The sequence below is a fragment of the Rhodococcus sp. MEB064 genome, assembly GCF_000834565.1.
Classification (GTDB): Bacteria; Actinomycetota; Actinomycetes; order Mycobacteriales; family Mycobacteriaceae; genus Rhodococcoides.
The window spans coordinates 37680-58619 of record NZ_JXQS01000025.1 but is presented as its reverse complement, the minus strand read 5'-3'; the positions used below and the strand labels follow the sequence as shown (position 1 = coordinate 58619).

The following is a 20940-nucleotide window of genomic DNA, read 5'->3' as shown; positions in this document are numbered from 1 at the left end:
GGGAATCCGGACTTTTACGGCGAGAAACCATTCCTGACCTTTCGGTCACCAATAGTGTCGTGCCACGGTCAGGGTGGCCGACGCCGCGCACCGCGTGGCGTGTGAGGAGGGATCAACACATGCCGATACTCGATCTGATTCTGGGTGGCGCCACCGGCGACGGGATCCTCGGAGGCGCTCTCGACTCCCTGCTGGGCAATTTCGGTGACATCCTCGACGGACTTCTTGGTAGCGGCGGCACCGGCAGCGGTAGCTGAACGATCGCCCCGCGCGATGGTCATGCTCTGGGTACGAGCATGACCATCGCGAGGTAGAGCAGGACGACGGTGCCGAAGGAGACGAGGGCGCCCACCACGGTGAGGGCCCGAACGAGGCTCGGGTCCCACCCGGTGTAGTCCGCGACACCACCGCACACGCCGGCGATCCACTTGTCGTCCCTGCTGCGGAGTAGCTGTGTAGTGGGTTCTGCGGGTACATGATTCGTTGTCATGACTCGACTGTGCGCCACACGAGGGCGCCGTACCATCGGGGATCACCCCCAGAAGCACCCTGATGTTCGCCGCACCGGCTGTTCATCTTCGCAACACCGTCCCGTTCCCGACGGCTCGTACCGTGCTCTGTCGTGACCGCTCTCGATGACGAACTGATGTCCCGGATGGTCGACCTCGCCGACACCTCGGCGTTCTCCGTGCGTGACGACGATGACGACGACCCTGTGCTGATCACCCCGCACGGCGATCCCGTGGACACCTGGCGTCAGGCGTACCCGTATTCCGAGAGGCTGTCCCGGCCGGAATACGAAGGGACCAAGCGTCTCCTGCAGATCGAGTTGCTCAAACTGCAGATGTGGATCAAGGAGACCGGTGGCCGCCACGTCATCGTCTTCGAGGGTCGGGACGCTGCCGGCAAGGGTGGCACCATCAAGCGGTTCATGGAGCACCTCAATCCTCGCGGTGCTCGTGTCGTCGCACTCGAGAAGCCGTCGCCGCGTGAGTCGACGGAGTGGTACTTCCAGCGCTACGTCACTCATCTGCCGGCCGCTGGTGAGCTGGTTCTGTTCGACCGTTCCTGGTACAACCGCGCCGGGGTGGAGCGCGTGATGGGGTTCTGCAGCGACGAGCAGTACGGGCGGTTCCTCGCTCAGGCACCGCTGTTCGAGCAGATGCTGGTCGACGACGGAGTGCAGCTGACCAAGTTCTGGTTCTCGGTGTCGCAGCTCGAGCAGCGCACCCGGTTCGCCATCCGGCAGGTGGACCCCGTCCGCCAATGGAAACTCTCCCCGATGGACCTGGCGTCGCTGGACAAGTGGGATGCGTACACCAGGGCCAAGGAAGACATGATCCGGTTCACGCACACCGATCACGCACCGTGGACCACGGTCAAGAGCAACGACAAGAAGCGTGCCCGTCTCGAGGCCATGCGGTACGTCCTGGACAAGTTCGACTACGCCAACAAGGACCACGAGGTGGTCGGTCGCCCCGACCCGTCGATCGTGGGACTCGCGGAGCCCGACACCGACTAGGAGTCACCGCCTCCGAGGGTGCGCCACAGAAACGTATACGCCAGAGCGGATTTGAACGCGGCCTGGGCATTGTCGGCAGCCCCGCCGTGGCCGCCCTCGATGTTCTCGTAGTAGGACACGTCGTAGCCGTACTCCTCGAGCAGCGCGTCCATCTTCCTGGCGTGACCGGGATGCACGCGGTCGTCCCTGGTGGACGTCGTGATGAGGATCGGGGGATAGGCGCCGCCGTGCATCGCCGGCGGTGACACGTTCTGATACGGACTGTAGTCGGAGATGAAGGCCCATTCCTCGGGGTCGTCCGGGTCGCCGTACTCCGCCATCCACGACGCCCCGGCGAGCAGTCGGTGATACCGCTTCATGTCCAGCAGGGGAACCTGGCACACGATGGCGCCGAACAGTTCCGGGTACTTCGTCAGCATGATGCCCATGAGGAGACCGCCGTTGCTGCCGCCCTGAGCGCCGAGCCGGTCGGGTGTAGTGATGCCGCGTTCCACCAGATCCTGTGCGACAGCGGCGAAGTCCTCGTGCACCTTGTGTCGACCCGACTTCAGGACCTGCGTGTGCCACGACGGTCCGTACTCGCCGCCGCCGCGGATGTTGGCGACGACGTAGGTGCCCCCTCGGGACAACCACGCCGCTCCCACGACGCCGCTGTAGGCGGGGGTCAGGGACACCTCGAAACCGCCATAGCCGTAGAGCAGAGTCGGACCGGCAGGTGCCGGCTCGCCTCCGGTTCCGGCGCCCCGGACGACGAAGTACGGCACCCGGGTGCCGTCGAGGGATGTCGCGAAGTACTGCTCCACAACGAGATCCGTCGTGTCGAAGAACGCGGGCGCCGACTTGAGCGCGACAGGTTCGCGACCCACCGTCCCCACCAGAAGGGTGGACGGTGTCAGATAGCCGCTGGCGTCGAGGAAGTATTCGTCCCCGCCGAACTCCGGGTCGGTGCCGATGATCGTGATGTCCACGGCGTCGGGAAGGCCGCTCAGGCGGTCGGACGTGACGGTGTCGCCGAGCGTGACCACACGCACACTCGAACGGACGTCCTCGAGCACCACCAACAGCAGGTAGTTCTCCGTCCAGGCGTACTGGTGCAGAGATGTCCGGGCGTCAGGTGCGAAGACGACCGTGAGATCGCGCGCCCCCGCGAGGAACTCGTCCAGCTTCGCGGCCAGTAGCGACCCGGCGGCGTACTCGGTTCCGTCGACGACCCACGGCGTCGTCAAGCGAACGGTGAGCCATTCCTCGTGAACGGATACGGACGCGTCGGTGGGAGCATCGATGACGGTCGTCGATCCGTCGTCGTTCAGGATCGACGTGACCGCGTTGAAGAAGTCGGTTGCCCGCTGGACGAGGCTGCGCTCGTAGCCCGGTGTCGAGTCGTGCGACGCGGACACGGCGACGTCGGTCTGGTCACCCTCGAACACCACGGGCGCCTCGTCGAGCGGCGTTCCGCGCTGCCACCGGTGGGCGCGACGCGGATAGCCGGAGTCGGTCAGCGAGCCGGGTCCGAGGTCGGTGCCGACGAAGACGGTGTCGGCGTCGATCCAGTCGATGTCGGTTTTGGCTTCCGGTACGTGGAAGCCGCCGCTCTCCGGGGCCACGAAGGACCGCGTCGACAGAGAGAATTCGCGGACGACGGACGCGTCGGCGGCGCCGCCGCGGGACAGTGAGACGAGTGCACGGTCGAACGACGGCCGGAGTACCTGCGCGCTCTTCCAGACCCAGTTCTCGTCCTCCGCGCTCGCGAGTGCGTCCAGATCGATCAGGACGTCCCACTCGGGTTCGTCCAGGCGGTACTGCTCCATCGTGGTGCGGCGCCACAGCCCGCGCGGGTGCGCCGCGTCTTTCCAGAAGTTGTAGAGGAAGTCGCCGCGCTTACGGGCGTACGGGATGCGCGAATCGGTATCGAGGATGTCGCGGATGCGGCTCTCGAGTGCGCGGAACTCCTCGTCCGAGGCGAACTCTGCCACCGTGCTCTCGTTGCGGGCGCGCACTCGCGTCAGCGCAGCATCGCCGGTCACATCTTCGAGCCACATGAAGTCGTCGGTCGAAATGTCATCGTCGTCGGTCACGATGCCCATTCTGCCTGTTCCGGCACATCCGGCACCGGTCTGTGCTCGCGCGTGCACGGCGCCGGACCTAGGGTGATCGATTGTGACCCGACCACGTACCGAGGAGCACTCGCCGCAGGGCATGGACCGCAGCGCATTCCGGGGCGACTCATGACAGACGTGTGGGAGCAACACACCTGTCTGCCGCTGTACGCCGATACGGACATCACCGAACTCGCGCGCTACGAGCCCGGCACTTACCTGTCGGTCAACGTCGGCTACTCACCGCACGACAAGGCTCTGGCCACCGAACTGGCCACCACGTGGACCGCCAGAGCAGTCGCCGACGGGAGATTCCTCCCCGTGCGCAGTGTCGCGGACATCGACGAGGCTCGTCGAAAGGGTCTGCGGGCGCTCGCATTCGATCTCGAGGACTCCGCACCGATCGACGGGGACCTGGACAATGTCCGGTACTTCGTCGAGCTGGGGGTGCGCTCGATGCTTCCCACGTACAACCACGCCAACGCAGCAGGCTGCGGGTGTCTCGACGCGACGGATACCGGTCTGACCGCGTACGGCCGCGACATGGTGCGTGTGATGAACGCGGCGGGCATGGCGGCCGACGGGTCGCACTGCTCGCGGAGGACGGGACTGGACATCGCGTCCGTCACCGATCGGCCGATGATCTACAGCCACTCCAACTTCGCGGCCCTGTGGACGCACCCGCGCAACATCACGGACGAGCAGGCGCGCGCCTGCGCGGGCACCGGCGGAGTGGTCGGCATCAACGGTGTCGGCATCTTCCTCGGGGTGAACGATCCGGGCGACCGAGCGGCGCGTGTGCGTGCCATGGCGGATCACGTCGAGTACGGAGTCGACCTGATCGGCCTCGAGCACATCGGGGTGGGGTCGGACTACTCGTTCGACCACGAGGACTTCAACACCGAGCTGGCACTACATCCCGAGGCGTTCTCCGAGGAGTACACGAAATACGGTGCCTTGCAGTGGGTTCCGCCCGAGGATCTGCACACTCTCCCGGCGGTCCTGACCGACCGCGGGTGGGACGACGCTGCGGTGGCAGCCGTCATGGGCGGCAATTTCCGCCGCGTCGCCGACGCAGTGTGGACGTGATCTTCTCCGATCAGGCAGGAGTGAGGCGGAAGATCGGAAAGCGTCGACCCTCGGCAGTCTCGATGTAGTCGAGGAAGCCGGGGGACGCGGCGGTGAACTTCGCCCACTGGGTCTCCCACTCGTCGTCGCCCACCTCGGTCACGTCGACGGTGACGGTCCGCACGGCGCCGTCCCCGGGGACTTCGACGTCGATCCGGGGATTCGATCGCAGGTTGTGCACCCACGCCGGGTCCTTCACCGCGCCGGCCGCCGATCCCACGATGAGCCAGGTGCCACTCTCGGCGATGGCGAACAGCGGGTTCAGTCGCACCTCGCCGCTGCGCGCACCGATCGAGTGCAGCACCACGAGGTTGTCGCCGAATCCGGCTGTGCGGACGTGGCCGGCGTTGTCCCGGAATTCGGAGATGACCTGCTCGTTGAAGTCGCTCATCCGACCATCATCACCGGCGGGAGTCGGAATGAGAAGAGTCGACGAGGGGAATAACGACCGACTCGCCCCCCTTGCACCTGTGGAGAGTGCGCGTTGCTTGGTCCGCTCGTGGACCGGGTAGTCCGCTCGCAGCTTCACCAGAACTCGACGACGAGGAGATATCCCCCATGACACAGGTTCCTTCGATTTCCCTCAACGACGGCCGTTCCATCCCGCAGCTCGGTTTCGGTGTGTTCCAGATCGAGCCGGAGAAGACCGCGGACGCTGTCCGTACCGCGATCGAGGTCGGCTACCGCCATCTCGACACCGCGCAGATGTACGGCAACGAGAAGGAGACAGGCCAGGGAGTGAAGGACTCCGGCCTGAGCCGCGACGACATCTGGATCACCAGCAAGCTCAACAACGGCTTCCACCGCCCCGACGACGCACGTCGCTCGTTCGACGAGACCCTCGAAAAGTTGGGCACCGACTACATCGACCTGTTCCTGATCCACTGGCCGCTGCCGACGCAGTACGACGGTGACTACGTCTCCACCTGGAAGGTTCTCGAAGAGTTCAAGAAGGACGGTCGCGCGCGCAGCATCGGCGTCTCCAACTTCCAGGTCCCGCACCTCGAGAAGCTCGCTCAGGAGACCGACACCGTCCCGTCGGTCAATCAGATCGAGGTGCACCCGTACTTCTCCAACTACCTCGTGCGGGCCTACGGAGCCGAGAACGGTATCGCCACCGAGGCATGGTCGCCGATCGCCCAGGGCAAGGTCCTCGGAGACCCGGAGCTCGAGCGCATCGCGCAGGACGTCGGCAAGAGCACCGCGCAGGTCACTCTGCGTTGGCACATCCAGCGCGGCGACATCATCTTCCCGAAGTCGGTCACGCGGGAACGCGTCGAAGCGAACTTCGACATCTTCGACTTCGAACTCGACGACCGTCAGATCGCGGACATCTCGGCGCTGGACAAGGGCGAGGACGGCCGCACCGGCCCGAATCCCGACACGTTCGACATGATCCCCGACTGACCAGAGCCACTGAAATAAAGACACGAAAGGTCCGGTTACCCTGCGTGAAGGCCGGAGGCCGGCCGGCTACCGGTGGGTAACCGGACCTTTCGGCATGTGGCGGGTTCGACGGGACTAAGGTGGACAACCGTGACCTCACACTATGACGTCGTTGTACTCGGAGCCGGACCCGGTGGGTACGTCGCAGCCATCCGCGCGGCGCAACTGGGCCTGAAAACCGCCATCATCGAGCAGAAGTACTGGGGCGGTGTCTGCCTCAACGTGGGCTGCATCCCGTCCAAGGCTCTGCTGCGCAACGCCGAACTGGCGCACCTGTTCACCAAGGAAGCCAAGCAGTTCGGCATCTCCGGTGACGTGTCGTTCGACTTCGGCGCTGCCTACGATCGCAGCCGCAAGGTCGCGGACGGTCGCGTCAAGGGCATCCACTTCCTGATGAAGAAGAACAAGATCGACCAGCTCGACGGCAAGGGGTCGTTCACCGACGCCAACACCATCGAGGTGGAGCTGACGAAGGGTGGCAGCGAGACCGTCACCTTCGACAACGCGATCATCTCCACCGGCAGCACCACGAAGCTGCTGCCGGGCACGTCGCTGAGCGAGAACGTCGTGACGTACGAAGAGCAGATCATGACGAAGGAGCTGCCGGGCTCCATCCTCATCGTCGGCGCGGGCGCCATCGGCATGGAGTTCGGCTACGTGCTCAAGAACTACGGTGTCGACGTCACCATCGTCGAGTTCCTCGATCGCGCGCTCCCCAACGAGGACGAGGACGTCTCCAAGGAGATCGCCAAGCAGTACAAGAAGCTCGGCGTGAAGATCATGACGGGCGCCGCGGTGCAGAGCATCGACGACGACGGCAGCAAGGTCACCGTCGCGATCAAGAACAACAAGAGCGGCGAGACCGAGACGGTCACCGTCGACAAGGTGATGCAGTCCGTCGGCTTCGCTCCTCGCGTCGACGGCTTCGGGCTCGACAAGACGGGCGTCGAGGTCACCGACCGCGGCGCCATCGCGATCGACTCGGTCATGCGCACCAACGTGCCGCACATCTACGCGATCGGTGACGTCACCGCGAAGCTGCAGCTCGCGCATGTCGCGGAGGCTCAGGGAGTCGTGGCCGCGGAGACCATCGGTGGAGCCGAGACGCTTCCCATCGACGATTACCGCTTCATGCCGCGCGCGACGTTCTGCCAGCCGCAGGTCGCCAGCTTCGGTCTGACCGAGAAGCAGGCCAAGGATGCCGGCCACGACATCAAGGTCGCCACGTTCCCCATGACGGCGAACGGCAAGGCGCACGGACTCGGCGATCCCACCGGCTTCGTCAAGCTCATCGCCGACACGAAGCACGGCGAGCTGCTCGGCGGGCACCTCATCGGACCCGACGTCTCGGAGCTCCTCCCGGAGCTGACGCTCGCGCAGAAGTGGGACCTGACGGCCACCGAACTCGCGCGCAACGTGCACACGCACCCGACGCTGTCCGAGGCACTGCAGGAGGCCATCCACGGCCTCGCAGGGCACATGATCAACTTCTGAGCATTCGACGAGAACACCCCTGTCGCTTCTGGCGGCCGGGGTGTTTTTCGTCGGGTCGGACCCTAGTAGTCGCGCTCGATACGTAGAGTTCCGATGGTCGAGGCCAGACCGTCGTACTGGGTGACCAGCAGCACGAACTCGACGAGTTGCTTGTCGTCGAACACGCGGGCCAGCGCCGCCCAGGAATCGTCCGAGATCGTCTTCGTGGACACCATCTCGTCGGCCGCGGCCAGAAACACGCGTTGGCGCGCGTCGAGACCGGCAGCGTCGGGACCGGCGAAGATGCGCTCGCGCAACTCGTCGTCGACGCCGGCGCGCTTCCCCAACCGGATGTGGTGGTCCAGCTCGTATCCGCACTCACGCAGGTGCGCGACTCGCAGGATGATCGTCTCGGTGTCCTTGCGGGAGATGCGTCCACCGGGCATCAACTTCGAGCTGTAGAACAGCCAGCCCCGGAACAGGCCACCGGTCCGTCCCATCGTGGTGAAGAGGTGGCCTTCCTCGACCCCTCCCAGCTTCGCGACGATGCGGCAGACGACCCAATTGACCGGGCCCAGTTCGCGGATGGTCCGGCCGGGAGCGATGCGGGGAGAAGTCACGATGCCTGACGCTAGTCGACGCGGGTGTCGGTCGCCGCGCTTCCTCTGATGAGGTACGGAGAGACCGAGCTGCGATGCTCGTCGATGTCGAGTTCCTTGCCCAGGGGAGGGAAGGCGCGTTGCGGACAGTTCGCGCGCTCGCACACCCGGCATCCGGCGCCGATCGGGGTGGCGACGTTCGGGCCGTCCAGTTCGAGACCGTCGGCGTAGACCAGCCGATGTCCGTGCCGCACTTCGCATCCCAATCCGATCGCGAACGTCTTGCCCGGTTCCCCGTAGCGCGCCGCTCGCCGTTCGACGGTGCGGGCGATCCACAGGTAACGCCGCCCGTCGGGCATCTCGGCGATCTGCGTCATGATCTTGCCGGGGTACGCGAAAGTCTCGTACACGTTCCACAGCGGGCAGGTGCCTCCGCTGGAGGAGAAGTGGAAACCTGTGGCGGACTGGCGTTTCGACATGTTGCCCGCACGATCGACGCGCACGAACGAGAACGGGACACCGCGTAGCGACGGCCGTTGGAGCGTCGACAGGCGGTGGCAGATGGTCTCGTAGCTCACCGAGTAGTAGGCCGACAGACGCTCGATGTCGTACCGGAAGTCCTCGGCCACCTCGTGGAACCTGGTGTACGGCAGGACGGTGGCCGCCGCGAAGTAGTTGGCGAATCCGAGGCGGGCCAACGCGCGGGATTCGTCACCGGTGAAGCCGCCCTCGGCGACCATGCTGCGAATCAGGTCGCCGTTCTCCAGGTACGCCAGTTCCGCGGCGAAACGGAACACTTTCTGCCCGGCCGACAGGTGCGGTGAGATCTCCAGGACCCGAGTCTTCGCGTCGAAACGGTGGAGGACGTTCTCGCCGAGGTCGATGCGTTCGATCACCTGGACGTCGTAGAGGTTGCGCAGTCGTTTGGCCACTTCGGCGGCGACGTCCGCGCGGTGGAAGCGGAGGCGGTTGGTCAGGTCCTCGGCGGCCCGGTCGAGATCGTCGAGGTAGTTCTGCCGTTGGTAGAAGTAGTCCCGGACTTCCTCGTGCGGCTTGGAGATCGCCGCGCTTCCGCTGCCGTCGGAGAACCGGTCCTCGGTCGCGGCCGCCAACTGAGCCGTCGTGTTGCGGTAGCGCCGATGCATGTTGACCATGGCGCGGGCCAGCGCGGGGTGCGAGGCGACCATGTCGGCGAGCTCGTCGACGTCGGCGTCGACCCCGATGTCCTGATCGAGTGTCACCTCGCGCAGCTCGGCGACGAGGCGGGTGTCGTCCTGGGTGGAGAAGAACGTGGTGTCGACTCCGAACACGGCGGTGATGCGAGTCAACACAGCAGAGGACAGCGGCCGGACGTCGTGCTCGATCTGGTTGAGGTAACTCGCGGAGATGTCGAGCTGTCGTGCGAGCGCCGCCTGGCTCAGTCCTCGCTCGACCCGCAGCTGGCGGAGCCTGCTGCCGACGTAGGTCCGTGCCATGGTCCCAGTCTAGGAGCGCCGTCCGCCATTACCGCGTCTTGACCATATCGTTGCAGGTAGGACGGGTTTTCGGTCTGGTCTGTCACATGCGGGCGCGCCGGGGAAGACGGGCGCACACTAGGCGTTGCACGGGGCGGATACGCACTACACGTGAGAGATAAATCTGAGGAGAAGCGACATGGCCGACTCGGTACGACACGAAATAGCCCGCGACGCGGTGGTGCTGGTGGCAGGAACCGTTCTGGTGTTGTCGACACTCTGGCTCCCGGTGCCCCACCGCAGCGAGGTCACCGGTGCCATTCTCGTGCTGGGACTGCTGTCGGCGTTCTCGGCGCTGTGGGCCATGGGCAGCGCATCGCGCTCGAGTCACTGGGCCCACGTCGTGCTGGGCGTCGTGCTGGCGACGTCACCCGTCGTGCTGGCATTCCCCGCCGGCGCCAGTGCGGCCGACTACTACGCGCTCGTCGGCGGCGTCGTGATCGCGGCGATGGGTGTTCTGGGAGTGCTGACCGAGCGTCGTCGGGTCGCCGTGACGGTGTGATGCGCGAGAAAACAGTACGAACGTACGGTGACGGTGGTCACAGTCCGGCATGGATGATGCCGACGGAGGGCGATTCGACAAGCGCTCTCGTCGGCGGCCGCCATTGCGTGCATTTCGTTCCCCAACTGCGGTTATCAGGTTACTGACGGGTACGGAGACGCCGCGGACCCCCCGGCGATCTTCGCAAGATTCGCAGAACGCGCGTACTGCTTAGCGGAGATTTACAGTCTCAGCAGGTAGACACCACTTTTTCTCTGTGCCATCGTGTGTTTGTACATCCGATATGCCTGGCAAGCCTGCGAAGCACGAGCAAGCTGCCGACGCAGACGCAACAGAGACGGAGCTTTTCGATGTCGACCACCGGCACCCCGAAGACCACGGAAGAGATCCAGAAGGATTGGGACACCAATCCCCGCTGGAAGGGCGTCACTCGTAACTTCACGGCACAGCAGGTTTCCGACCTGCAGGGCACTGTCGTCGAGGAAGCCACCCTCGCTCGTCGCGGCTCGGAGATCCTCTGGGATCTCGTCAACAACGAGGACTACATCAACTCGCTCGGTGCCCTCACCGGCAACCAGGCCGTGCAGCAGATCCGCGCCGGCCTCCAGGCGATCTACCTCTCCGGATGGCAGGTCGCCGGTGACGCGAACCTGTCCGGCCACACCTACCCGGACCAGAGCCTCTACCCGGCCAACTCGGTTCCGTCGGTCGTGCGCCGCATCAACAACGCACTGCTGCGCGCCGACGAGATCGCCAAGATCGAGGGCGACACCTCGGTCAAGAACTGGCTCGCTCCCGTCGTCGCCGACGCCGAGGCGGGCTTCGGTGGCGCCCTGAACGCCTACGAGCTGCAGAAGGCCATGATCGTGGCCGGCGCCGCCGGTGTGCACTGGGAAGACCAGCTCGCGTCGGAGAAGAAGTGCGGCCACCTCGGTGGCAAGGTGCTCATCCCCACCCAGCAGCACATCCGCACCCTGACCTCCGCGCGTCTCGCGTCCGATGTCGCCGACGTCCCGTCGGTCATCATCGCCCGCACCGACGCCGAGGCCGCCACGCTGATCACCTCCGACGTGGACGAGCGCGACCGTGAGTTCCTCGACGGAACCCGCACCGCCGAGGGCTTCTTCGGTGTCAAGAACGGCATCGAGCCCTGCATCGCCCGCGCCAAGGCCTACGCGCCGTACGCCGACCTCATCTGGATGGAGACCGGCGTGCCGGATCTCGAGGTCGCCAAGAAGTTCTCCGAGTCGGTCCGCAGCGAGTTCCCCGACCAGCTGCTCGCCTACAACTGCTCGCCCTCCTTCAACTGGAAGGCGCACCTGGACGACGCGACCATCGCGAAGTTCCAGAAGGAGCTCGGCGCGATGGGCTTCAAGTTCCAGTTCATCACCCTCGCCGGCTTCCACTCGCTCAACTACGGCATGTTCGACCTGGCGCACGGCTACGCCCGCGAGGGCATGACCGCGTTCGTCGACCTGCAGGAGCGCGAGTTCAAGGCAGCCGAGGAGCGCGGCTTCACCGCGATCAAGCATCAGCGTGAGGTCGGCGCCGGCTACTTCGACCGCATCGCCACCACCGTCGACCCCAACACGTCGACCGCAGCCCTGAAGGGCTCGACCGAAGAGGGCCAGTTCCACTAGGAGCTGTACCGCCTCTCCGAGGTATCAACGCACTAGTCAGGCGGCTCGCAGCTTTCGTTGCGGGCCGCCTGTCTCGTATCAGCGGGCTCCGCCCGTGCCCCAGCAGAGTTACCCCCGTCTCACCCCTTGCCGTCGTCGCGTCTCGACAACGGCGAACGAAGGAGTTTGTGTGTCCAGCGAGAAGATCGAGCGCGTCGGGATCGTCGGCGCCGGACAGATGGGCGCCGGTATCGCCGAGGTGTGCGCCCGCGCTCACGTCGACGTGCTGGTGTACGAGAAGACCAGCGAACTCGCTGCTGCCGGCAAGGCCCGGATCACGAAGTCGCTCGACCGCGGCGTGAGCAGCGGCAAGATCACCGAGCGTGAGCGCGACCAGGCCGCTGCCCGGTTGTCCTTCACGGCAGACCTCGCCGACTTCGCCGACCGCGAGATCGTCGTCGAGGCCGTACTCGAGGACGAGGCGATCAAGACGGCACTGTTCGTCGAACTGGACAAGGTGGTCACCGACCCCGAGGCTGTGCTCGCGTCCAACACGTCGTCCATCCCGATCATGAGGCTCGGCGTCGCGACGACGCGGCCCGAACGCGTCGTCGGCATGCACTTCTTCAACCCGGTGCCGGTACTTCCGCTGGTCGAGCTCATCTCCTCGCTCAAGACGTCGGACGCCGTCGTGCAACGCGCGGAACGATTCGCCGCGGACGTGCTGGGCAAGCAGGTGGTCCGCGCCGCGGACAGGTCCGGCTTCGTCGTCAACGCGCTGCTCGTGCCGTACCTGCTGTCGGCGATCCGCATGGTCGAGTCGGGTTTCGCCACCACCGAGGACATCGACAAGGCGACCGTGCTGGGACTCGCGCACCCGATGGGTCCGCTGGCACTGTCCGACCTCATCGGGCTCGACACGGTGGCGTCCATCGCCGACTCGATGTACGCCGAGTACAAGGAGCCGCTGTTCGCTCCGCCGCCGTTGCTGCTGCGCATGATCGAAGCGGGGCTGCTGGGCAAGAAGACGAGCGCCGGTTTCTACGAGTACGTGAACGGACGAATCGCCAAATAGCGCCTGTTCGCTCGACGGCCCGGACCGGTGGAACAACTCCACGCGATCCGGGCCGTCGTTGTCAGGGGTCACTGAACTGCCGAGAAACCGACCGAAATCCCGTTCCGACGCGTTAGTTTTCACCGCGGCGCTCATCTGCGCCGCTGTGGACACGAGACGGACAGGGGACGTGACATCGCACTCGGTACGCCCTTCATCTCCCGGTTCACGACGGGAACGCGGACTCTCGGCCGCTTCGCCGATCTGACCGTCGCCACCTTCGGCTTCCTCGTCCGTGACCTGATCGGACTGCGTTTCGTCTGGCGCGAATTCCTCGACCAGGCATGGTTCATGGTCACGGTGACGGTTCTTCCCGCGATCCTGGTGTCCGTTCCGTTCGGCGTCATCGTCTCCGTCCAGGTCGGCAGCCTGACGTCGCAGATCGGCGCCACATCCATCGCCGGGGCCGCAGGCGGGCTCGGCGTCATCCGACAGGGCGCACCTATCGTGACCGCGCTGTTGCTCGGTGGCGCAGCAGGTTCCGCCATCGCGGCCGATCTCGGCGCACGCACGGTGCGCGAGGAGATCGACGCGATGCGCGTCATGGGTATCGACCCGGTCCGCCGGTTGGCGGCCCCCAGACTCGCCGCGATGCTCCTCGTCGCACCGCTTCTCTGCTCGCTCGTCATCTTCATGGGTCTGGTCTCCGGATACGTGGTCAACGTCGGGTTCCAGGGCGGGACACCGGGCAGCTACCTGTCCTCGTTCGCGTCGTTCGCCTCCACCACCGACCTGGTCGTGGCGCTGGCCAAGGCCGAGATCTTCGGCATCATCGTCGTCCTGGTCGCCTGCCAGCGCGGATTCGAAGCCACGTCCGGACCGCGCGGAGTGGCCAACGCCGTCAACGCGTCCGTCGTCGTCGGTGTGCTGTCGGCGTTCATCGTCAACGTGCTCGCCACACAGCTGGTGTCGATGTTCCTTCCACAGCGGCTGGGGTGACCGGATGACCGTCTCGCGCTACTCCCCGCCCGGCACCGCCCCGTTCATCCGCGGTGGCAAGCGCATCGCCCGCGTGCCGATGGGCATGGTCGAGCACCTGGGCCACCAGCTCACCTTCGTGTGGCAGGTGCTCGTCGCGATCCCGCACACACTGCGCTCCTACCGCCGCCAGACGATGATCGTCCTCACCGACATCACCTGGGGCAGCGGCAATCTCGTCGTGGGCGGCGGCACCGTCTCGGTGCTGGTCATCCTCGGAGTCGCGGTGGGTTCGTCCATCGGTATCGAGGGTTACAACGCACTGAACCTCGTGGGTATGGGTCCGCTGACGGGATTCATCTCCGCGTACGCCAGCACCCGCGAGCTCGCCCCGATGATCGCCGCCATCGGATTCGCCAGCCAGGCCGGATGCCGCATGACCGCCGAGATCGGCGCGATGCGCATCTCCGAGGAGATCGACGCACTCGAGGTCGTCGGGATCCGGTCGATTCCCTTCGTCGTCACCACGCGCGTCATCGCCGGCGTCCTGACAATCATTCCGCTGTACCTGCTGACGCTGATCCTGAGCTACATCTCCTGCGCGATCATCGTCGCGGCGTTCGGAGACCAGTCGTCGGGAACCTACGACCACTACTTCTCGGCGTTCCTGCAACCGTCCGATCTGCTGTACTCGCTGCTCAAGGCCACCATCTTCGTCGGCGCCGTCATCATGATCCACGGCTACCAGGGCTATTACGCCACCGGCGGGCCCGAGGGCGTCGGCCGTGCGTCCGGCCGGGCGATCCGCGCGTCACTCATCGTCATCGTCGTCCTCGACATGATCCTCACCGTGGTCATCTGGGGCGTCGACGTCGGCATCAGGATCTCGGGGTAGGGGCGCGGCATGGCAGTTTTCGACGACCTCTCCCGCCGGTCCGCGGGCCCGAGCGCACTACGCGTCCGCGGGCTCGTCGTCGCCGTCGTTCTCGTCGTCCTCGGAGTCGTCCTGACGAAGTACGCGACAGGCGATTTCGAGTCGCGGTTCGACCTCATCATCGACAGCACCGCGGTCGGTGACGGGCTCGCCGTCGGATCGGACATCAAGTACCGCGGACTTCCCGTCGGCCGCGTCGACGACATCGAGCCGCTCGGGTTCGGGTCCCAGCGGGTGCATGCGCACATCGAACCCGTCGTGGCCTCGGTCCTGACCGACGACGTCACCGCGCGCTTCTCGTCGGCGACGGTGTTCGGGGCCACCGTCATCGAGCTGTACTCGGAAGGTGCAGGCGCACCCCTGCGAGAGGACACCGTTCTCTCACTCGGCGACGACACCGAAACAGCAACGGTCACAGGCGTGTTCCGTCGACTCGCGAGCCTCACCGACGTTCTGGACGCGGACAACACGAACCGTGTCCTGGACCTGATGTCGCGGGTGTCCAGCGAGTTCGGGGACAGCTTGAAGCCCTTCTTCGACACCGCACAGATGATGGCCGAGACGCAGCGCGCACCCCTCGGCTGGAAACTGCAGCGAGGTGCCGTGCTCGCCGACGGTCTGGGAGCGTCCATCGGCCCCGTGACCGACGTCGTCGACAAAGTGGTGACCAGCAGCGAGTACTTCGAGACACCGGAGAACAGGGACCGAGCCGTGAAAGCGATGCAGGGTCTCGGAACCGGTCTGTCCATCCCCCTGGGAGATCTGTTGCGGGACAACAACCCCTATCTGAAGCCCCTTCTCGACACGGTGCTCGACATCCTCCTGCCCGTCGCTCTCTCGGCAGGAACGCTCGCACCCTCCTACCAGCGAGTGCCCGACGCGATCGCGGGGGTTGAGGATGCCTTCCCGTCCGTGGACGGCAGGACACAGCTCCAACTGCAGGTGATCGTCACGAACATGCCGACCCTGGCGGGGCCCGTCGAGGCGTTCGCGAACAGCGTCGGAGGTGGACTGTGAGTCGCGGGGCATCGACCGTGGGCACACCGGTGGGAACGCTGCTCAAGCTCGGCGCGTTCGCCGTCGTGGCGATCCTGTGTCTCGTGCTGATCGGCGGCGCACTCCGCAGCGGAGTCAGCGGGGACCGTTCGACGTTCGACGCTCGGTTCGACGACGTCTCCGGCCTGTACGAGGGCGACGACGTGCGCCTGTCGGGCGTGCTGGTGGGGACCGTCACCGGAATCGAGCTCGACGGGACACGCGCCAGGGTGACGTTCGACGTCGACGCGGATCGACCGGTGCGGACGACGACCAAAGCTGCTGTGCGATACCAGAACCTGCTGGGTCAGCGGTACCTCGAGCTGATCCGCACGGACGACTCCGGGTCGGACCTCGAGTCCGGGGCGTCCATGGCCGACGACATGACGGTGCCGTCGTTCGATATCACCACACTGTTCGACGGGTTCCAGCCGATCTTCGAGACCGTCGACACCGAGCAGGTGAACCGCTTCGCCCAGAACGTCCTCGACCTCGTGCAGGGCGACGGCTCCGGTCTCGGTCCGGTCCTGCGGGATCTCGACGGCTTGACCAGCTACGCGCAGCAGCGCGAAGACCTCATCGTGATGCTCATCCGCAACCTGGGAGCGATCTCCGGCGTCGTGGCCGAGCGGTCGGAACAGCTCGGGCGACTGTTCGCGGAACTGGACCGCGTCGTGTCCACGTTCGGTGATCGAGCCGACACCTTGCTCGACGCCGTGGACGACATCAACAACGGCCAGGGTCCCTTCATCTCGATCGGCGAGCAATTGCGCGACACGTACGACTCCGAATACGGCCCGGTGGACGCGGCATTCCACCGCGTCGTTCCCGGCGCCCAGCAATTGGTGGATCTGCTCGCGATGGTGCCGAGCCTGCTGCGCGGCGTGGACACGACGGTGCAGAACGCTCCCGAGGGCCAGGTCTCGTCCTGTTCCGCCGGAGACGCCGACATTCCCGGTATCGGGTCCGTCGTTCTCGGCACCCAGCGACTGGTGGTGTGTCGATGAGTTCCGTGCGTGCCGGAAGCCAGACCGTCTGGGGAATCGTGGGGGCGCTAGCACTGGTCGTCGCCGTGGTCGCTGCGGTCGTCGTCTACGTTCTTCCGCTCGGAAACCGGACGTACACAGCAGCATTCGAGACGACCGGCGGAGCACACGCCGGCGACGACGTCCGGATCGCGGGGATCTCGGTGGGATCGGTGACGGGGATGCAACTCGCCGGCGATCACGTCGACATGACCTTCGAAGTCCGGGAGGACATCGCGCTCGGTGACGCGACATCCCTCGGGGTGCGGTTGCTGACGCCGATCGGTGGCCACTACTTCGCTCTGGTTCCCGGTGGCACCGGAGAACTGCCCGACAACCGTGTCCCGATCGAGCACACCAAGGTGCCGTTCACGCTGTCGGACACGGTCGAGGCCGCGACGCCCATCCTGCGTGACTTGGACGGCAAGTCTCTTCGGCAGACGATCGCCGAGATCGACCGCTCCGTGCAGGCGCAGCCCGATTCCATCCGGAACATCACCACGTCCTTGACCTCCATGACCGGAGCCATCGCCGACCGGCAGGACGACCTGGACCGCAGCCTGGACGTGGCCGACGAGTACATCGGAGAGCTCGCGACGGATCGCGAGATCCTCCTGGGCCTGCTGAAGCAGATCGGCATCATCACCTCCAAGCTCGGCGCCAAGCGGGCCGACGTGGCCGCGGCCGCCGACAAGCTCTACCGGCTGTTCGATCTGCTGCACCGACCGATCGTCGCGCTCGACGAAGGTATCGGTCCGACCATCGACGAGATCGAGAACCTCGTGGCGACGCTGAAGGCACGCACCGGATCCATCGACGAGGCGATCTCCGCAGGCCGCGAGTTCTCCGACTCCATGGCAGGCCTGCTCGACACCGGTGCCGGACCCGTCATCGACCGGAGCGCCGGTGTCGTCACCGGCACCACCCTGTGCGTCCCGATACCCGGAAAGGTGTGCTGACATGGCGATGCGCAGCAAAGTGGTGGTCGCCGCCGTCGTAGCAGTCGTTCTGGTGGGCGCGGGAACGGCTGCGTCGTCGGCCGCGCAACTGGTGGGAACGCCGCAGTCGGACGTGTGCGCCGACATGACCGACTCGGTCGGTCTGTACGAGGGCAACGACGTCACGCTCCTCGGAATCCCCGTCGGAGAAGTGACCAGCATCGAGCCGCGCGGCGATCATGTCCGAGTCACCATGTCGGTGGACGAGTCGCTCGCGCTGCCCGCCGACGTGGGCGCCGTGACGATGTCGGACTCCATTGTCACCGATCGTCGGCTCGAACTGACCACTCCCTACCGGGACGGCGCACAACTCGATCGCGGTGCGTGCATCCCGCTGGAACGCACACGGACTCCGATCGGTATCAGCGACACCCTCGAGGCCGTGAACAAGCTCGGTGCCGAGCTGCTGGGCACCACGTCCACGACCGACCCCGACAATCCCCGTCCTCCCGACGAGGAGATCCTGGGCGACACGCTGCGATCGCTCGACACGGCGCTGGACGGCAGCGGCGACCAACTCGGAACGGCGCTGTCGCAGGTGTCGTCCCTGGTGGGCAACCCCGCGAACAAGGACACCCAGGTGCGGCGCATGGTGGACAGCGTCGACACGTTGACCACGACGCTGGTCGATCGTTGGCCGGACATCACGCTGCTCATCGAGAACCTGAAGCAGGGACTCGGCGCCGCCGGCGACTTCTCCGAGCGCTTCGCCCAGGCCATCGACCTGACCGTGGAGTTCCTCCCCATTCTGGAGAAGACCCTGCCGAAGTTCGCCCCCACTCTGTACCGCGTGCTCGATGTCGTGGTGCCGATCGTGGCGATCATCGTCAGCAGGGTCGGCGACATCGCGAGCATCCTGTCGCGGGTCCCCAAGCAGACCGAGCAGCTCGCATCCCTGCAGGACCCGGGCACCGGTGCCGCGCGACTGACGTTCGCGCCGCCGCAGTTCGAGGTCGCGACGGGCAGTGGGTCCACGGTGAACATGGATCTCGTTCCCCTCGTCCTCGGAGCGGCGGCCACCCGATGAAGCGCATCGTCGCGGTGGTGACCGCGGTGGCAGCGACCGTGACGATCTCCGGGTGCGGCGCGTCCATCGCGGACCTTCCGGTGCCCGGCAGCTACGTGCCCGGTCCCACCTATCGGGTGGACATCGAGTTCTCGAGTGTGTTGAACCTGCCCGCGCGCGCGAAGGTCGTGTTGGACGGAGTCGACGTCGGGTTGCTCGAGTCGGTGACGCTCACCGGGTCGACGGCCGTGGCAGCGGTGAACATCGACCGGACCGTCGAGTTGCCCGCGACGACGCGCGCGGAACTCCGGCAGGGCACCATCCTCGGAGAGATCTACGTCGCGCTCGAGCGGCCCGCCGACGGGTCGGATACGTCGGGCGCGGTTCTGCGGGACGGCGATGTCGTTCCACTGGAACGGACGTCGCCGGCGGACAACGTCGAGGACGTGTTGCGAGGACTGTCCGAGGTCGTCGCCGGCGGACACATCGTCGACTTCGAACGCTCGATCGAGCGATTCAACAGGGCGATCCCGCCGGACCCGGCCACCGTCGACCTCATCAACGGCAAGGCGCGCGAGGCGCTGAGCGATCTGGCGACACACTCGGCCGAGCTGGACCGCATTCTCGGCGGCGCCGAGGCCGTCACCGGATCCTTCGCGGCGAAGACGGACACCCTCGACACCATTCTGACGAGTGGACCCGAACGGGTCGGCGGTCTGGCGGATGCGCTGCTGGTGGTGGTCGACGCGCTGATCGACCTGGGCTACATGTCGCGCAACATCGGAGACGTGATCAACCCGGTGGCCGGTGATCTGCACGATGTCATCGCCACCTTGCAACCCATGATCCGCACGCTCGCGACCGCCGACCTGACCGCCCCGATGCTGGCGTCCCGGATGGATGCACTGTTGCGGGACAAGCTCGTTCCGTTCTTCACGTCGTCCCCGAACGTCCGCATCACCTCCGTGTCGGGTGACGCGGACCCTGTCGATCGGGCAGACCAGATGATCACGGTTCTTCGATCGATCGGATTCGTACGATGAAGTCGTCCATCCTGTCGGCCACGGCACTGGTGGCGGTCGCCGTGGTGGGCGTCGGGTACCTGTCGCTGAACGTCCTCGACATCGACCCGAGGCGCGACTACTCGGAGATCACGGTGCCGCTGATCACGTCCGGCGGTCTCATCGACACCTCGCAGGTGACGCTCCGAGGCTTCGCCGTCGGACGTGTCGAACGTATCGACGTCCTGGGTGATCACCTGCGCGCCGTCGTCAGAGTCGATGCTGCACAGCGTATTCCCGTCGACACGGAAGTCCGCGTCTCGAACCTGTCCGCCGCCGGCGAGCAGTTCCTCGACTTCCGGCCGCACACGGACTCCGGCCCGTACCTGGCCGACGGCGATGTCGTCGATCCCGCCGACGTGTCGGTCGCCCCCAGCGTCAGCGACACCCTGGCCGTCGCCGAAGCGCTCACCCGGGAGATCGACACTGACGCGATAGCCGGCATCGTCGACACCGTCGATACCGCCACCCGCGGGCGCGAGTCCGACATCGACAACGTCGTCGAGGTCCTGAGAATGCTGTCTCTCACCCTCGGCGACAAGAAGGACGAGATCCGGCGGCTCTACCGCAACCTGCAGGTGCTCGGCGAGAACGCCTACGCGGACGCACTCGGACCGCGGCTCGCGGACGCCGTGCCCGAACTGGAGGCATCGGGAGCAGGTCTCGAGCACCTCATCGGTTCGTACCAGAGCTACTCCTACGTCGGAGAGACCGTGTGGGACGGCGAACTCGCGCGGTTGGTCCCCAAGATCGACGAGTACCTGAGCCAACTGTCTCCCGATCTGGGGTTCATCGCCACCGTGCTGCGTCCGGTCACAGCCCCGATACGTCCCGTGCGGGTAGACGCCGGCGCGCTGGTGACGATGCTCGAGCAGGTGTTCCCCCGCGGTGGGCCTGCGCGTGTTGCCGTGACGGTCGCCGGAAACTGACTGCAGAGAAGAGCGAAAGGG

Annotated in this window: 21 protein-coding genes; 16 read left to right on the top strand and 5 right to left on the bottom strand. The window is 65.9% G+C overall.

The annotated features are described in order from the left end of the window. The first annotated feature begins 119 nt into the window (after positions 1-119). On the top strand, positions 120-257 hold the full coding sequence (locus tag RU01_RS22870) for a hypothetical protein (RefSeq protein ID WP_156148906.1): 138 nt from the start codon (positions 120-122) through the stop codon (positions 255-257). Positions 258-277: 20 nt separating this feature from the next. Here RU01_RS22870 and RU01_RS12875 read toward each other — a convergent pair whose 3' ends face one another. Further along, on the bottom strand, positions 278-490 hold the full coding sequence (locus RU01_RS12875; RefSeq protein WP_042574957.1) for a PspC domain-containing protein: 213 nt from the start codon (positions 488-490) through the stop codon (positions 278-280). Positions 491-646: 156 nt separating this feature from the next. Here RU01_RS12875 and ppk2 point away from each other — a divergent pair, with 156 nt between their 5' ends. Continuing rightward, complete coding sequence (gene ppk2 / locus RU01_RS12870; RefSeq protein ID WP_042575003.1) at positions 647-1522, top strand: polyphosphate kinase 2; 876 nt, start codon at positions 647-649, stop codon at positions 1520-1522. On the opposite strand, the gene RU01_RS12865 is transcribed toward ppk2, so the two are convergent. Then, positions 1519-3606 (bottom strand): prolyl oligopeptidase family serine peptidase, encoded by a 2088-nt coding sequence (locus RU01_RS12865; protein ID WP_042575002.1) that lies wholly within the window; start codon positions 3604-3606, stop codon positions 1519-1521. The genes ppk2 and RU01_RS12865 overlap by 4 nt on opposite strands. 141 nt (positions 3607-3747) lie before the next feature. On the opposite strand from RU01_RS12865, the gene RU01_RS12860 reads away from it, so the two are divergent. Beyond that, positions 3748-4707 carry a dipeptidase gene (locus RU01_RS12860; RefSeq protein WP_042574956.1) on the top strand — a complete coding sequence of 320 codons (960 nt, stop codon included), beginning with the start codon at positions 3748-3750 and terminating at the stop codon, positions 4705-4707. A 10-nt stretch (positions 4708-4717) separates the two neighbouring features. On the opposite strand, the gene RU01_RS12855 is transcribed toward RU01_RS12860, so the two are convergent. After that, positions 4718-5137, bottom strand: a complete 420-nt coding sequence (locus tag RU01_RS12855; protein ID WP_042574955.1) for a nitroreductase/quinone reductase family protein — start codon at positions 5135-5137, stop codon at positions 4718-4720. A 167-nt stretch (positions 5138-5304) separates the two neighbouring features. Here RU01_RS12855 and RU01_RS12850 point away from each other — a divergent pair, with 167 nt between their 5' ends. Then, positions 5305-6153, top strand: a complete 849-nt coding sequence (locus RU01_RS12850; protein ID WP_042574954.1) for an aldo/keto reductase — start codon at positions 5305-5307, stop codon at positions 6151-6153. A 129-nt stretch (positions 6154-6282) separates the two neighbouring features. After that, positions 6283-7686, top strand: a complete 1404-nt coding sequence (lpdA, locus tag RU01_RS12845; protein WP_042574953.1) for a dihydrolipoyl dehydrogenase — start codon at positions 6283-6285, stop codon at positions 7684-7686. Between the two features lie 62 nt (positions 7687-7748). On the opposite strand, the gene RU01_RS12840 is transcribed toward lpdA, so the two are convergent. Then, on the bottom strand, positions 7749-8285 hold the full coding sequence (locus RU01_RS12840; RefSeq protein WP_042574952.1) for a carboxymuconolactone decarboxylase family protein: 537 nt from the start codon (positions 8283-8285) through the stop codon (positions 7749-7751). Positions 8286-8296: 11 nt separating this feature from the next. Beyond that, the gene (gene ramB, locus RU01_RS12835) at positions 8297-9739 is read right to left on the bottom strand and encodes an acetate metabolism transcriptional regulator RamB (protein ID WP_042574951.1); all 1443 of its coding nucleotides are present in this window, start codon (positions 9737-9739) and stop codon (positions 8297-8299) included. A gap of 178 nt (positions 9740-9917) precedes the next feature. On the opposite strand from ramB, the gene RU01_RS12830 reads away from it, so the two are divergent. The 11 genes from RU01_RS12830 (at position 9918) to RU01_RS12780 (ending at position 20919) form a co-directional block, all read left to right on the top strand. Beyond that, on the top strand, positions 9918-10280 hold the full coding sequence (locus RU01_RS12830) for an SPW repeat domain-containing protein (protein WP_042574950.1): 363 nt from the start codon (positions 9918-9920) through the stop codon (positions 10278-10280). A gap of 350 nt (positions 10281-10630) precedes the next feature. Continuing rightward, entirely contained in the window at positions 10631-11920 is a 1290-nt protein-coding gene (gene aceA, locus RU01_RS12825; protein ID WP_042574949.1) for an isocitrate lyase, read from the top strand. 169 nt (positions 11921-12089) lie between these two features. Continuing rightward, positions 12090-12974 (top strand): 3-hydroxybutyryl-CoA dehydrogenase, encoded by an 885-nt coding sequence (locus tag RU01_RS12820; RefSeq protein WP_042574948.1) that lies wholly within the window; start codon positions 12090-12092, stop codon positions 12972-12974. A gap of 174 nt (positions 12975-13148) precedes the next feature. Continuing rightward, positions 13149-13952, top strand: a complete 804-nt coding sequence (locus RU01_RS12815; protein WP_042574947.1) for an MlaE family ABC transporter permease — start codon at positions 13149-13151, stop codon at positions 13950-13952. Between the two features lie 4 nt (positions 13953-13956). Beyond that, positions 13957-14826: an MlaE family ABC transporter permease gene (locus RU01_RS12810; RefSeq protein ID WP_042574946.1), complete on the top strand. Its 870-nt coding sequence runs from the start codon at positions 13957-13959 to the stop codon at positions 14824-14826. Between the two features lie 9 nt (positions 14827-14835). Then, positions 14836-15882, top strand: coding sequence for an MlaD family protein (locus tag RU01_RS12805; protein WP_042574945.1), 1047 nt, complete (start codon positions 14836-14838; stop codon positions 15880-15882). Next, entirely contained in the window at positions 15879-16907 is a 1029-nt protein-coding gene (locus RU01_RS12800; protein ID WP_231568696.1) for an MlaD family protein, read from the top strand. The genes RU01_RS12805 and RU01_RS12800 overlap by 4 nt, the downstream gene beginning before the upstream one ends. Beyond that, on the top strand, positions 16904-17884 hold the full coding sequence (locus tag RU01_RS12795; protein WP_042575001.1) for an MlaD family protein: 981 nt from the start codon (positions 16904-16906) through the stop codon (positions 17882-17884). Before RU01_RS12800 ends, RU01_RS12795 begins: the two co-directional genes overlap by 4 nt. Position 17885: 1 nt before the next feature. Then, entirely contained in the window at positions 17886-18950 is a 1065-nt protein-coding gene (locus RU01_RS12790; protein ID WP_042574943.1) for an MCE family protein, read from the top strand. Further along, positions 18947-19972, top strand: a complete 1026-nt coding sequence (locus tag RU01_RS12785; protein ID WP_042574942.1) for an MlaD family protein — start codon at positions 18947-18949, stop codon at positions 19970-19972. The genes RU01_RS12790 and RU01_RS12785 overlap by 4 nt, the downstream gene beginning before the upstream one ends. Then, positions 19969-20919, top strand: coding sequence for an MlaD family protein (locus tag RU01_RS12780; protein ID WP_042574941.1), 951 nt, complete (start codon positions 19969-19971; stop codon positions 20917-20919). The genes RU01_RS12785 and RU01_RS12780 overlap by 4 nt, the downstream gene beginning before the upstream one ends. The last annotated feature ends 21 nt before the right edge of the window (positions 20920-20940 follow it).